Source organism: Streptomyces sp. NPDC059897, from assembly GCF_042730865.1.
Classification (GTDB): Bacteria; Actinomycetota; Actinomycetes; order Streptomycetales; family Streptomycetaceae; genus Streptomyces.
Window position 1 is genome coordinate 50194 of the sequence record NZ_JBHWKQ010000031.1, and the last position, 12342, is coordinate 62535.

18 protein-coding genes are annotated in these 12342 nt (G+C 71.3%); 3 read left to right on the top strand and 15 right to left on the bottom strand.

The features are described from left to right. Window positions 1-40: 40 nt before the first annotated feature. The 4 genes from ACFV9W_RS28315 to ACFV9W_RS28330 all read right to left on the bottom strand — a co-directional run bounded on the left by ACFV9W_RS28315 (window position 41) and on the right by ACFV9W_RS28330 (window position 1851). Window positions 41-646 carry an antibiotic biosynthesis monooxygenase gene (locus tag ACFV9W_RS28315; RefSeq protein WP_385766080.1) on the bottom strand — a complete coding sequence of 202 codons (606 nt, stop codon included), beginning with the start codon at window positions 644-646 and terminating at the stop codon, window positions 41-43. Between the two features lie 91 nt (window positions 647-737). Continuing rightward, window positions 738-1403 carry a hypothetical protein gene (locus ACFV9W_RS28320; protein WP_385766083.1) on the bottom strand — a complete coding sequence of 222 codons (666 nt, stop codon included), beginning with the start codon at window positions 1401-1403 and terminating at the stop codon, window positions 738-740. Continuing rightward, a complete protein-coding gene (locus ACFV9W_RS28325; protein ID WP_385766085.1) occupies window positions 1400-1555 on the bottom strand; it encodes a hypothetical protein in 156 nt (51 codons plus the stop codon). Before ACFV9W_RS28325 ends, ACFV9W_RS28320 begins: the two co-directional genes overlap by 4 nt. Further along, window positions 1552-1851 carry a hypothetical protein gene (locus ACFV9W_RS28330; protein ID WP_385766088.1) on the bottom strand — a complete coding sequence of 100 codons (300 nt, stop codon included), beginning with the start codon at window positions 1849-1851 and terminating at the stop codon, window positions 1552-1554. The genes ACFV9W_RS28325 and ACFV9W_RS28330 overlap by 4 nt, the downstream gene beginning before the upstream one ends. 212 nt (window positions 1852-2063) lie before the next feature. Between ACFV9W_RS28330 and dapA the strand changes: the two genes are divergently transcribed. Further along, window positions 2064-2951: a 4-hydroxy-tetrahydrodipicolinate synthase gene (gene dapA / locus ACFV9W_RS28335; RefSeq protein WP_385766091.1), complete on the top strand. Its 888-nt coding sequence runs from the start codon at window positions 2064-2066 to the stop codon at window positions 2949-2951. Here the strand turns inward: dapA and ACFV9W_RS28340 are convergent. Beyond that, window positions 2938-4161 carry a WD40 repeat domain-containing protein gene (locus ACFV9W_RS28340; protein ID WP_385766094.1) on the bottom strand — a complete coding sequence of 408 codons (1224 nt, stop codon included), beginning with the start codon at window positions 4159-4161 and terminating at the stop codon, window positions 2938-2940. The genes dapA and ACFV9W_RS28340 overlap by 14 nt on opposite strands. Then, on the bottom strand, window positions 4158-4727 hold the full coding sequence (locus ACFV9W_RS28345; protein WP_385766097.1) for a SigE family RNA polymerase sigma factor: 570 nt from the start codon (window positions 4725-4727) through the stop codon (window positions 4158-4160). The genes ACFV9W_RS28340 and ACFV9W_RS28345 overlap by 4 nt, the downstream gene beginning before the upstream one ends. A 118-nt stretch (window positions 4728-4845) precedes the next feature. Between ACFV9W_RS28345 and ACFV9W_RS28350 the strand changes: the two genes are divergently transcribed. Further along, window positions 4846-5520, top strand: coding sequence for an SMI1/KNR4 family protein (locus ACFV9W_RS28350; protein WP_385766099.1), 675 nt, complete (start codon window positions 4846-4848; stop codon window positions 5518-5520). A 44-nt stretch (window positions 5521-5564) separates the two neighbouring features. After that, window positions 5565-5888: an SCO4225 family membrane protein gene (locus tag ACFV9W_RS28355; protein ID WP_385766102.1), complete on the top strand. Its 324-nt coding sequence runs from the start codon at window positions 5565-5567 to the stop codon at window positions 5886-5888. A 61-nt stretch (window positions 5889-5949) separates the two neighbouring features. Here ACFV9W_RS28355 and dapD read toward each other — a convergent pair whose 3' ends face one another. The 9 genes from dapD to sufD all read right to left on the bottom strand — a co-directional run bounded on the left by dapD (window position 5950) and on the right by sufD (window position 12298). Beyond that, entirely contained in the window at window positions 5950-6951 is a 1002-nt protein-coding gene (gene dapD / locus ACFV9W_RS28360) for a 2,3,4,5-tetrahydropyridine-2,6-dicarboxylate N-succinyltransferase (RefSeq protein WP_385766105.1), read from the bottom strand. A 79-nt stretch (window positions 6952-7030) separates the two neighbouring features. Further along, window positions 7031-7570, bottom strand: a complete 540-nt coding sequence (locus tag ACFV9W_RS28365; RefSeq protein ID WP_385766108.1) for a TetR/AcrR family transcriptional regulator — start codon at window positions 7568-7570, stop codon at window positions 7031-7033. Then, complete coding sequence (locus ACFV9W_RS28370; RefSeq protein WP_385766110.1) at window positions 7570-7890, bottom strand: DMT family transporter; 321 nt, start codon at window positions 7888-7890, stop codon at window positions 7570-7572. Before ACFV9W_RS28370 ends, ACFV9W_RS28365 begins: the two co-directional genes overlap by 1 nt. 62 nt (window positions 7891-7952) lie before the next feature. Then, the gene (locus ACFV9W_RS28375; RefSeq protein ID WP_356388343.1) at window positions 7953-8291 is read right to left on the bottom strand and encodes a metal-sulfur cluster assembly factor; all 339 of its coding nucleotides are present in this window, start codon (window positions 8289-8291) and stop codon (window positions 7953-7955) included. Then, a complete protein-coding gene (gene sufU / locus ACFV9W_RS28380; protein WP_385766114.1) occupies window positions 8288-8746 on the bottom strand; it encodes a Fe-S cluster assembly sulfur transfer protein SufU in 459 nt (152 codons plus the stop codon). The genes ACFV9W_RS28375 and sufU overlap by 4 nt, the downstream gene beginning before the upstream one ends. Window positions 8747-8765: 19 nt before the next feature. Next, window positions 8766-10022 carry a cysteine desulfurase gene (locus ACFV9W_RS28385; protein ID WP_385766117.1) on the bottom strand — a complete coding sequence of 419 codons (1257 nt, stop codon included), beginning with the start codon at window positions 10020-10022 and terminating at the stop codon, window positions 8766-8768. Continuing rightward, window positions 10019-10783, bottom strand: a complete 765-nt coding sequence (sufC, locus tag ACFV9W_RS28390) for a Fe-S cluster assembly ATPase SufC (protein ID WP_385766119.1) — start codon at window positions 10781-10783, stop codon at window positions 10019-10021. Before sufC ends, ACFV9W_RS28385 begins: the two co-directional genes overlap by 4 nt. A gap of 7 nt (window positions 10784-10790) precedes the next feature. Next, window positions 10791-11114 (bottom strand): non-heme iron oxygenase ferredoxin subunit, encoded by a 324-nt coding sequence (locus tag ACFV9W_RS28395; RefSeq protein WP_385766122.1) that lies wholly within the window; start codon window positions 11112-11114, stop codon window positions 10791-10793. Next, on the bottom strand, window positions 11114-12298 hold the full coding sequence (sufD, locus tag ACFV9W_RS28400; RefSeq protein ID WP_385766124.1) for a Fe-S cluster assembly protein SufD: 1185 nt from the start codon (window positions 12296-12298) through the stop codon (window positions 11114-11116). The genes ACFV9W_RS28395 and sufD overlap by 1 nt, the downstream gene beginning before the upstream one ends. Between the last annotated feature and the right edge of the window lie 44 nt (window positions 12299-12342).

The window sequence follows — 12342 nt, forward strand, 5'->3', positions numbered from 1 at the left end:
ACGGTCCCCCGGAAGCCGCTCCCCGTCCAGACGAACGGCCTCAGTCGCCCTCCCCCGCCCCCGGTACGAGCCGGTACGCGAACCGGAACCGCTCTCCCGCCCCACCCGCCTCTTCGTGGTCGCGCTCGCTCTCCCACTCGACGTAGGTGACGTACGCCGATCCGTCGAGGGTGCGGTGCAGGTGGGCGGAGACCAGGCCGGAGGGGCGGGTGGGAACGGGCTCGTCCGCGCTGACCTGTACGGCCACGAAGGCGGGCCCGCGGCCGTGTGCCGGCCCCCAGATGCCCCGCAGCCGCCGGGTCTTGTGCAGGCCGAGGCGCCGGATGCCGGGAACGGCGGCGTCGATCTCGGCGTTGCGGTCGTCGCGCCCGTTGCCCGCGCTGTCGCCCGCGCCGCGGAAGAACTCGTCGTAGTCGTCGAGGCCGCGCCACTGCGTGTGGTGCAGCAGCGTGGCGCCGTCGTCGCCCGCGTACACGCTGTACGCGAGCAGCCCGGGGTGCGGCCACGGCCGGCTCTCCCAGGCCCGCCCGACGGCGTCGAGCACGTCCCGCTGCCCGTCGGGGCCGCCGACGTCCCAGGTCGACAGGAAGGCGAGCCCGGCGTCGGGGCGGGCGGGGTCGGGGTGGACGGAGCTGCGCACGGTCATGGGTTCCTCCGGCGGCACATCGGGGCTGGTCGACGCACCCCACGCTCCACCCTCAACCAAGCTTGAGGTCAACCGCTCGCCGCCCGCGCGGCTACCTCTCCCCTCCCATCGTCCGCCCCAGGCGTGCCAACTGCCCCTGGAACCAGTCGAGTCGGGCCTGGAGGAGGGCCGCCTCCGCCGCCAGTTCGGGCATTCCTGGGGCCGGCCCACGCGGCCCCGCGGCCGGTGCGGCGCACACCTTGAGGCCGTCTCCCGCGAGGCGGGCGAACGCCTCCAGGGTCCAGCGCGGCCTCGCCCCCACGCACCCGGCACACGCCGCCTCCAGGGCCAGCCGGCCGGCCCGCCCCCACCCGGCGTCGGCGAGCACGGCGGCCTCGGCGCCGCACGGGCACGGCCCGACGGTGGCGGTGCGCACCCGCTGGCGCCCGTAGCGGTAACCGCGCTCGAACCGGATGTAGGGCCCGAGGACGGAGACCTCGAGCAGCACCGCCCTGCGGTGTCCTGCCTCGACCAACAGCCCTTCCGCGCACCGGCGTTCGTGCACGCAGTGGAATCCGCAGTCGCAGCGCCGGTGCGGGGCGCGGTGCCGCCGCCCGTACACGCAGCGGGCCTCGTCGAGCACCTTGTAGGGCGCGGCGGCGCCGAGCGATACGCCCAGGAACCCGGCGCCCGCACCGTCCGCGTCGAGCACGGGGTGGGCGATCTTGTAACCGGTGGGTGGCCGGGCCGGGCGCTCCTGAGGAAGCCGCGGCCTCATCGCGCGGCCGGTACCTCGGCGGGTTCCGGCGCGGCCTCGCGCACGACGGCCTCGGGCGTCGACTCCGGTTCCCGCTCGGCCACTTCGGGCCGCTCGGTGTCCTGCGGAGCTTCTTCGGCGATTCCGGTGGCGAGTGCTTTGCCGAGCCTCATGGTGCCTCCCCTGAACGGCCTTCGGCGATCCGGTTGCCGGTCACCGGCCTCTCATGGTGGCGCACCCGCCCCGATTTGGCACCAGTGCGTTCGGCGTCCTGCATGAGCAGGGCGTGCTCGTCGGCCACCAGCGCCTCGGCCACGGCCACCGCGCGCTCCCCGGCGAGCCGCAGCCCGGCCTGCGACCAGGGCTCGGGTGCCGGGTGCCGGCGCCGCCACCACACGGCGCACGCCGCGTAGAGGCCACTCGCACACATCACCGCGGGCGCGGCAAGCGCCATCACCACGTCTCGCACCACACGCACCTCGCGAACGGACCAGCATCTTCTCTGCGGTTCATCGGGTTTCCGCCGCGCCGCCTGAAGCGCCCATCTCGGCCAAATCGGATGATACGGGGGAGAAATCAAGCCCCGCGTTCCGCTTCGACCTCGACTCTTCAGCAGTGCTTCGCACCACCTCGTAGCAGAATTAAGTGGAGCTACGCCACGCCCGGACCGACACTCCCGTCATGACCGACGCAACCCCACGCCCCTCCCCCTTCAACCGCGCCCTGTGCGCCATGGTCACGCCCTTCACACGGACGGGGGCCCTCGACGCGCCCTCCGCCCAGAAGCTGGCCGACCGGCTCGTCACCGAGGGCTGCGAGGGCCTCGTCCTGTCCGGCACGACCGGGGAGTCGCCGACCACGACGGACGCGGAGAAGGCGGACCTCGTACGGGCGGTGCGCGAGGCGGTCGACGGCCGCGCGAAGGTCGTCGCCGGCGTCGGCACGTACGACACCCGCCACACCGTCGACCTCGCCCGCCAGGCCCAACAGGCGGGCGCAGACGGCCTGTTGGTCGTCACCCCGTACTACAGCCGCCCGCCGCAGGACGCGATCGAGGCGCACTTCCGGACGGTCGCCGACGCCACGGACCTCCCCGTGATGCTCTACGACATCCCGGGCCGCACCGGCACCCGCATCGAGCCGGAGACGATGATCCGGCTCGCGGACCACCCCCGGATCGTCGCCGTGAAGGACTGCGCGTACGACCTCCTCGGCACGCAACGGGTCATGGCCGAGACGGACTTGGCGTACTACACGGGCTGCGACGAGTACGTCCTGGCGCTGTACGCGCTGGGCGGCGCGGGCTACGTCTCGACGGTGGCGAACGTGGCGCCCGCCGCCTTCCGCGCCATCGTCGACGCCTACGACGCGGGCGACACGGCGGAGGCCGCCCGCCGCCAGCGACTCACCGTCCCGCTCACCCAGTTGATGATGAACGCGGGGCTGCCGGGCACCGTCACCGCGAAGGCCCTCATCGGCGGCCCGGTCCGCGCACCGCTGCGGCCCGCCGGCCAGGAGGCGGCCGACGGGCTGCGGGCGGCGCTGGAGAAGCTGCTCAGCGCGTCGTGAACTGGGGCGACCAGCGCCCCGGGTAATCCGCGGACGCCTTGCGGAAGTCGCTGAGCTGGACGACCTTGTCGCTGCCGACCGTCACCAGCAGCAGCTGGTTGCGGAACTCGCCCTTGCCGTCGCACCTCTTGGGGTCGCAGCCCCAGGCGATGAGCCGCTTGTCGTCGGCCCAGGCGAGCAGCTGCTGCGCGGGCAGCTTGTCGACGAGTGCGCCGGTCCGCGCGTCGTTCACGGCGACGGCGATCGTGTTCTTCCCACCCGCGAAGTCCCCGGCGGCGAGCTTCCCGTCGGGCGAGAGTCCCGCCTCGGCGTACATCAGCCAGTGCCGCAGCTTCTCGGGCGTCGGCACCCGCCTCCCGTCCAGGGCGTAGGTCTGGGGGCTGCCGTCCGTCATCGACGTCGTGACCACGTGGTCGCCGTCGGGCGCGAACAGGAAGTCCTCCCGGGCGTTGTGCTCCATCTCCCCGCCCTTGAGCGGCACCGCCGCCCACGTCCCCTTCCCGCTCGCCACGTCGACGACGGAGAACCCGGTCCTGGACGGATGTCCCTGGCTCGGCTCCTCCGGACCGCTGCCGTCGCTCATGGGCCGGTCCTTGTAGAGGTGGTCCGGGTCGGTCTTGTACGTCGTCACGACGAGCTTGCGGCCGTCCGCGGAGTACTCGACCCCGGCCGCCCCCTGCTTCACCGGGATCCAGCGCGTCACCTTGTTCGTGGCCAGGTCGAGGATGCCGACCCGCTTCGCGGGCAGCTTCTTCTCCAGGACGGCGGCGGTGCGCGCCCCCGGGGCGACGGTCAGCCAGGACCAGTCCGTGGTCTTCCGGTAGGTCTTGGTCGTCGGGTCGAGCACCCCGTACGTCCGGGTCAGCTTCCCGTCCCCGTCGGCGTACTTGACCGGCTTGTGCGTGACGAAGGCCGCGAGGACCGTGCGCCCCGCCGCGATGGCGTCCTTGGGCGGCGACTGGTCCGGGTGCGCGATGACGTCGGCGGAGCCGGTCACCTCCGCGGGCGGGGCGTCCTCGCCGTCGTCGGTCCGCGGCACCAGTACGGCCGCGGCGACCACCGCCGCGCCGGCCACGAACGCGCCGACGGCCGTGCCGGCGCGCCGCCTGCGCCGCGCCGCCAGGACCCGGTCGGCGAGGTCGGCGGGCGCGGGCCCGACGGCGTCGGCCTGCTCGCGCAGCGCCTCCTTCAGCATGGCGTCGACGTTCACGGGCGCACCTCCGCCGGCGCGTAGTCACGGGAGGACGGCGGCCGTTCGTCGCCGTCCTGTACGAGTTCGGGAGCGAGCCCGCGCAGCTTGGCGAGCGCGCGGTGGGTGGTGGAGCGCACGGTGCCAACGGAGACGCCGAGCTCCCTGGCGACGTCCCCCTCCGTCAGATCCTCGAAGTACCGCAGTACGAGGACGGTGCGCTGCCGCGCGGTGAGCCGGGCGAGCGCGGCACGCAGCACGACGCGCAGTTCCGCGTCCGCCGTCCCGTCCCCCGTCGCGGCACCGTCCGGTACCCTCCCGTAACTGACCTCCCGCTTCGGCCACTTCAGCCGCCACCGGCTGATCTGCTGCCGGTAGAGGGCCTGGCGCACATACGCCTCCGGGTCCTCGATCCGGTCCCACCGCCCGGCCACCTTGATCAGCACGCTCTGCAGCAGATCCTCGCCCGCGTGCCGGTCCCCGCCGCTGAGCAGCACCGCCGTCCTCAACAGCACGGACGACCGCTCGGCCACGAACTCCCTGAACCTCTCCGCCCCCGCACCGCGCTCTTTCCCGACCGCATCCATCGCCACCTTCTCTTCCCCCCGGGGCTCCCCCGGCCGGCCCGCTGTCACCCGTGATGACGAGCGCGGGCGGGGGCCGCTATGCCTCCCCGGCGAGAATTCTTGCCGGTAGCTTCCCCCGGTGGACAACGGCAGAGAACCGATCGACGAAGAGACGATGCGCCAGCTGATGGAGGTGCAGCGGACCACGGCGGAGCAGCGCCAGGTGCAGGCCGCGTGGGGCCGGGTCGAGACCTGGCTCGGCGAGCACGCCCCCGGCTCCCTCGCGGCGCTGCGGCCGAGCCCGCGGGCCGACGAGGTCCAGGACCTGGCCCGGCGTATCGGCGTCCGCCTCTCACCGAGCCTGACCGCCCTCTGGTCGCTGCGCCCCGGCGCGTACGAGGAGTTGCCCTGGGCGGCATTCATGCTCGACGGGATGGCGCTGCTGCCCCTGGACCGGGTCGCCAAGGTGTACGAGTTCCACATGAGCGTGGCCCGCGGCCCCGGCATCGACGAGGGCGCCGTGCCGTACTGGCGGGCGTCGTGGGTCCCCTTCTGCGCCGCCGACCGCCACGAGGTCCATCCCCTGCTGTACGTGGACCTGGAGACGGGCCGGGTCTGCTTCTGGTCGAAGTACGGCGACCGCGGACCCCGCTACGAGTCCGTGACGGACTACCTGGAGGAGATGGCCGACCGCCTGGAGTCGCCGCGCCTGCTGGGCGGGCTCGAACCCGGTACGCAGGACATGCGCGTACTCGTCTGGAACAGGCCCGAACCAGGTACGGATACTCATGACGGGACCGCGGGCCCGGCGTGACCATGGGGGCGAGCACGGCACCATCACCCACGGGGAGACGACCGATGAATGCCCGCACCCTGTTGCGCCTGAGCGTCACCAATCCCGCGTCGGCGGTCTACCTCGGCCTGGTCGGGGCGTCCGTCGTGTTCACCGGCGTCGTCGTGCTGACGTCGTCCGATCCGGGCTTCGTCGGGGTCTGGCCCTTCTTCTTCACGGCGCCGACGTCCCTGCTCGCGGCGGGGCTCATCGGCGCGGTCGGCGGCCTGGACGCCCCCGTGTGGCTCCTTGGCGCGGGCCTCGCCGCGAGCGCCCTGATCCAGTCGCTGGCCCTCGGCGCGACCTACGAGGGCCTGCGCGGACGCATCCGGCGGGGGCGGCCCGCCTGAAATCGGACGAGCGCCCACCCGTGCGTACGGGAGGGCGCTCGGCTGTACCGGCTGGCGCGGGTCAGTTGTGGCTGTGCAGCACCTCGTTGAGGCCGCCCCAGACCGCGTTGTTCGGGCGGGCCTCGACCGTGCCGGTCACCGAGTTGCGGCGGAAGAGGATGTTCGAGGCACCCGACAGGTCGCGGGCCTTGACGACCTCGCCGTCGGGCATCGTGACGCGGGTGCCCGCGGTGACGTACAGACCGGCCTCGACGACGCACTCGTCGCCGAGCGCGATGCCGACGCCCGCCTCGGCGCCGACGAGGCAGCGCTCGCCGATGACGATGCGGACGTTGCCGCCGCCGGAGAGGGTGCCCATCGTGGAGGCGCCGCCGCCGATGTCCGAGCCGTCGCCGACGACGACGCCGGCGGAGATGCGGCCCTCGACCATCGACGTGCCGAGCGTGCCGGCGTTGAAGTTCACGAAGCCCTCGTGCATGACCGTGGTGCCCTCGGCGAGGTGCGCGCCCAGGCGGACGCGGTCCGCGTCGGCGATGCGCACGCCCTTGGGGGCGACGTAGTCCGTCATGCGGGGGAACTTGTCGACCGAGGTCACGGCCAGGTGCAGGCCCTCCGCGCGGGCGTTCAGGCGCACCGTCTCCAGGTTGTCGACGGCGACCGGGCCGAGCGAGGTCCAGGCGACGTTGGCGAGGAAGCCGAACATGCCGTCCAGGTTCTGGCCGTGCGGCTGCACCAGGCGGTGGGAGAGGAGGTGCAGGCGCAGGTACACGTCGTGCGCGTCGAGCGGCTTGTCGTCGAGGGACGCGATGACCGTGCGGACGGCCACGGTCTCCACGCCACGGCGGGCGTCGGGGCCGATGGCCTTGGCCGCGCCCGCGCCGAGCAGCTCGACGGCCTTCTCGGCGGAGAGCTTCTCGGTCCCGGCCGGACCCGGCTCGGCGACGAGCTCGGGCTTCGGGAACCAGGTGTCGAGCACGGTGCCGTCGGTCGTGATGGTGGCGAGACCGGCGGCGACGGCGCCGGTGGAGCGAGGACCTGCGGGGGAGGGTGTGGTGTCGGTCATGGGGCCAAACCTAATCGGCGCGGGCCCGTGGAGGCTAACCGGTGCCCGCCCCCGTCTCACCAGCCGGGCGCCGCCGCGCTCAGGGGATCAGCCGCGCCAGCATCTCCCGCGTGTACCCGGCGTCGTACTCGCCGCCCGTCAGCAGCACTTGGAGCGAGATCCCGTCCATGAGCGCGACCAGGGCCCGCGCGGTGACCGGGTCGGTGCGCCGGGCGACGACCTCGGCGAGCTCCTCGCACCACTCGGCGGCGACGGGCCGCAGCGGCGGCCTGCGCAGCGCGGCCAGGTACAGCTCGTACTCCAGCTCCACGCCGTCCCGGTCCCCGGCCAGCCACTCGCCGAGCACGGCGGCCAGCTCGGCGGGCAGATCGCTGTCCGGGTCCTCGATGGCGTGGTGCCCCGCGAGGACCTTCGCGAAGCCCTCGTTGGCCTGCCGCAGCCCGGCCACCATCAGCTCGTCGAGCGTCTTGAAGTGGTACGTGGTCGAGCCGAGCGGCACATCGGCCTCGCGGGCGACGGAGCGGTGACTGAGCCCGCCGATGCCCTTCGAGCCGACCACCCGGATCGCGGCGTCGATGATCCGCTGGCGGCGCTCGGGGTCGTAGCGGCGCGTGGCCATCAGTGCGCCCCGCCCAGATTGAGCAGCACGACGCCGCCGATGACGAGGGCGATCCCGCCGACCTTGGCGAGGGTGAGGCCCTCGCCGAGGAACAGCATGCCGATCGCGGCGATGACCGCCGTGCCGGTGCCCGCCCAGATCGCGTAGGCGGTGCCGATCTGCACGGTCTTCAGCGTCTGCGCGAGCAGCGCGAACGCGACGATGTAGCCGGCGACGGTGAGCAGCGAGGGCCAGAGCCTGCTGAACCCCTCGCTGTACTTCATGGCGGTGGTGGCTCCCACCTCGGCGACTATGGCGCCGGCCAGCAGCACGTATCCCATGTGTACGAGTGTACATAACGGCGGGCATGAAAAAGCCCCTCCACCGGAGGGGCTTGATCAGCTCACACGTTGAAGCCGAGCGCCCTCAGCTGCTCGCGGCCGTCATCCGTGATCTTGTCCGGGCCCCACGGCGGCATCCAGACCCAGTTGATCCGCAGCTCGTTGACGATGCCGTCGGTGGCGGACTTCGCCTGGTCCTCGATGACGTCGGTGAGCGGACAGGCCGCCGACGTCAGCGTCATGTCGATCGTCGCGATGTTCGCGTCGTCGATGTGGATGCCGTAGATCAGGCCCAGGTTGACGACGTCGATGCCCAGCTCGGGGTCGACGACGTCGTACAGCGCCTCGCGGACCTCGTCCTCGGAGGCCGGCTTCATCTCCACTGCCGTGCTGTCACTCATGCGGTCTTCGCCTCCTCCGCGAAAGCCTGTGCTGTCGCGTCCTTCCACGCCATCCAGCTCAGGAGGGCGCACTTCACTCGGGCCGGGTACTTGGCGACCCCGGCGAACGCGACCGCGTCCTCCAGGACCTCCTCCATCGAGTCGTCCGGCTCGATCTGGCCCTTCGACTGCATCAGTTCCAGGAAGGTCTCCTGGATCTTCCGCGCGTCGGAGAGCTCCTTGCCGACCAGCAGCTCGTTGAGGACGGACGCCGAGGCCTGGCTGATGGAACAGCCCTGCCCCTCGTACGACACATCAGCGATCTTCTCGCCGTCGTACTTCACGCGCAGCGTGATCTCGTCACCGCACGTCGGGTTGACGTGGTGCACCTCGGCGTCGCCATCCCGCAAGCCCCGGCCGTGCGGGTGCTTGTAGTGGTCCAGGATGACTTCCTGGTACATCGAATCCAGCTTCATGCGATTCCTCGCCAACCCCTCAACCGAAGAAGTTCCGTACGTGCTCCAGGCCGTCGACCAGCGCGTCGATCTCGCCGGGCGTGGAGTACAGATAGAACGACGCTCGCGTGGTCGCAGGAATTCCGTACCGCAGGCAGACCGGCCGTGCGCAGTGGTGGCCGACCCGGACCGCGATGCCCTGCTCGTCGAGGACCTGGCCCACGTCGTGCGGGTGGATGTCACCGAGCGTGAAGGAGATCGCCGCGCCCCGGTCCTCGGCCGTGGCCGGACCGATGATCTTCAGGTCGGGGACCTCCTGCAGCCGCTTCACCGCGTACTCGGTGAGCGCCTGCTCGTGCTGGAGGACCCGCTCCATGCCGATCGAGTTGAGGTAGTCGATCGCCGCGCCGAGGCCGACGGCCTCCGCGACCGGCGGCGTACCGGCCTCGAACTTGTGCGGCGCGGGGGCGTACGTCGAGGAGTGCATGGACACCGTCTCGATCATCTCGCCGCCGCCGAGGAAGGGCGGGAGGTCCTCCAGGAGCTCCTGCCGTCCCCACAGGACGCCGATGCCCGTCGGGCCGCACATCTTGTGGCCGGTGAAGGCCACGAAGTCGGCCTGCAGCGCCTGCACGTCGATCGGCATGTGCGGGGCGGCCTGCGAGGCGTCGATCAGGACCAGGGCACCGACCTCCTGGGCGCGGCGCACAATGGCCTCGACCGGGTTGTGGGTGCCGAGGATGTTCGACACGAGCACGAAGGAGACGATCTTCGTCTTCTCGGTGATGACCTCGTTGATGTTGCTCAGGTCGAGACGGCCGTCGTCCGTCAGACCGAACCACTTCAGCTTCGCGCCGGTGCGCTGCGAGAGCAGCTGCCACGGAACGATGTTGGAGTGGTGCTCCATCTCCGTGATCACGATCTCGGTCTCGTGATCGACCTTGTACGGCTCGTCGGCCCAGCCGAGCATGTTGGCGACGAGGTTGAGCGACTCCGAGGCGTTCTTCGTGAAGATGACCTCGTCGCGGCTCGGCGCGTTGATGAACGCGGCGACCTTGTCGCGCGCGCCCTCGTACAGCGCCGTGGCCTCCTCGGCCAGCACGTGCACGCCGCGGTGGACGTTGGCGTTGTGCCGCTCGTAGTACCCCGTCATGGCGTCGAGGACCTGGCGCGGCGTCTGCGAGGTCGCCGCGTTGTCCAGGTACACGAGGTTCTTGCCGTCGTGAAGCACCCGGTCGAGGATCGGGAAGTCCTTGCGGATCGCCTCGGTGTCGAGGAGGCCCGGCAGCTGTGTCACGCGGATGCGCCACCCTTCACGTACTTGTCGTAGCCCTCGGCCTCGAGCTGGTCGGCCAGCTCGGCGCCGCCGGACTCGACGATGCGGCCGCCCGCGAACACATGCACGTGGTCGGGCTTGATGTAGCGCAGGATGCGCGTGTAGTGGGTCACCAGAAGGGTGCCGACCTCGCCGTTCTCACGGACGCGGTTGATGCCCTCGGAGACGATGCGCAGGGCGTCGACGTCGAGGCCGGAGTCGGTCTCGTCGAGCACCGCGATCTTCGGCTTGAGGAGCTCCAGCTGGAGGATCTCGTGGCGCTTCTTCTCACCGCCGGAGAAGCCCTCGTTCACGTTGCGCTCGGCGAAGGACGGGTCCATGGAGAGCTTCTCCATGGCCTCCTTGACCTCCTTCACCCAGGTGCGCAGCTTGGGGGCCTCGCCGCGCACGGCCGTGGCCGAGGTGCGCAGGAAGTTGGAGACGGAGACACCGGGGACCTCGACCGGGTACTGCATGGCCAGGAAGAGGCCGGCGCGGGCGCGCTCGTCGACGGACATCTCGAGGACGTCCTCGCCGTCGAGCGTGACGGTGCCGGAGGTGATCGTGTACTTGGGGTGACCCGCGAGGGAGTACGCGAGGGTCGACTTGCCGGAGCCGTTCGGACCCATGATCGCGTGGGTCTCGCCCTGCTTCACGGTCAGGTCGACGCCCTTGAGGATCTCCTTCGTGGCGTTGTCCGCCTCGACGGTGACGTGCAGGTCCTTGATTTCAAGCGTTGCCATGGGGACTTCAGTTCTCCTGGGTGAGGGAGACGAGAACGTCGTCCCCTTCGATCTTCACGGGGTATACGGGCACAGGGCGGGTGGCCGGGAGGCCGGACGGCTTGCCGGTGCGCAGGTCGAACGCGGACCCGTGCAGCCAGCACTCGATCTGGCAGTCCTCCACCTCGCCCTCGGAGAGCGAGACGTTCGCGTGCGAGCAGATGTCGTTGATCGCGAACACCTCGCCCTCTGTGCTCACGATGGACACGGGCGTGCCGTCGATCTCCACCCGCTTCGGGGTGTCGGTCTCCAGCTCGCCGAGTCCACAGGCACGGACGAATGCGGGGGTCATCAGACCGACGCCTCCAGCTCGGCCTCGATCTTCTCGAGCAGGCGCTCCTCGATGTCCGGGACACCGATCTGCTGGACCAGCTCGGCAAAGAAGCCGCGCACGACGAGGCGGCGGGCGTCCTCGGCCGGGATGCCGCGGGACATCAGGTAGAAGAGCTGCTCGTCGTCGAAGCGGCCGGTGGCGGAGGCGTGACCGGCGCCGACGATCTCGCCGGTCTCGATCTCCAGGTTCGGCACCGAGTCGACGCGGGCACCGTCGGTCAGAACCAGGTTCCGGTTCATCTCGTACGTGTCCGTGCCCTCGGCCGCGGCCTCGATGAGGACGTCACCGATCCACACGGCGTGCGCGTCGTCGCCCTGGAGCGCGCCCTTGTAGACGACGTTCGACTTGCAGTGCGGGGTGTTGTGGTCGACCAGGAGGCGGTGCTCCTGGTGCTGGCCCGCGTCGGTGAAGTACAGGCCGAACAGCTCGGCCTCGCCACCGGTGCCCGCGTAGTTGACACGCGGGTTGAGTCGGACGACGTCGCCGCCGAAGGTGACGACGACCGACTTGAAGGAGGCGTCGCGGCCGACGAGCGCGTTGTGCTGCGCCACGTGCACGGCCTTGTCGTCCCAGTCCTGCACGGAGACGACGGTCAGCTTCGCGCCGTCGCCGAGCAGGTAGTCGACGTTGGCGGCGAGCACCGCGTCACCGGTGTGGTCGATGACCACGACGGCCTCGGCGAAGGCGCCCAGCTCGATGACCTGGTGGCCGTAGGCGACACCGCCCTCGCCGTGCACCGCGACGCGGATCGGCTCGGTCAGGACCGTCTCCTTGGGCACGGAGACGACGGACGCCTTCTCGAACGCCGAGTACGCCTGCGCGGCGACGCGGTCGACGGGCTTGCCGGCCTTGCCGACGCGCGCGTCGTCGCGGCCGACCAGCTCGACGGTGACGCCCTCCGGGGCCTCGACGTCGACCTTCACGCCGTCACCGGTCGCGGTGGCGGTGCCGTCGTGCAGACCGCGCAGCCGCTCCAGCGGCGTGAACCGCCACTCCTCCTCGCGGCCGTGCGGGACCGGGAAGTCCTGCACGTCGTAGGAGGGCGGCGCGCTCATGCGCGTGGCAACGGTCGACTCGGCGGCGACCGCGACGGCGCCCGCGGTCGTCGAGCCTGCCGGGATGGTGGTGGGAGCCTCAGCCATGGCTGTCGTGGTGCTCGCTTTCGTTACGTAAGTGGCTTGATGGG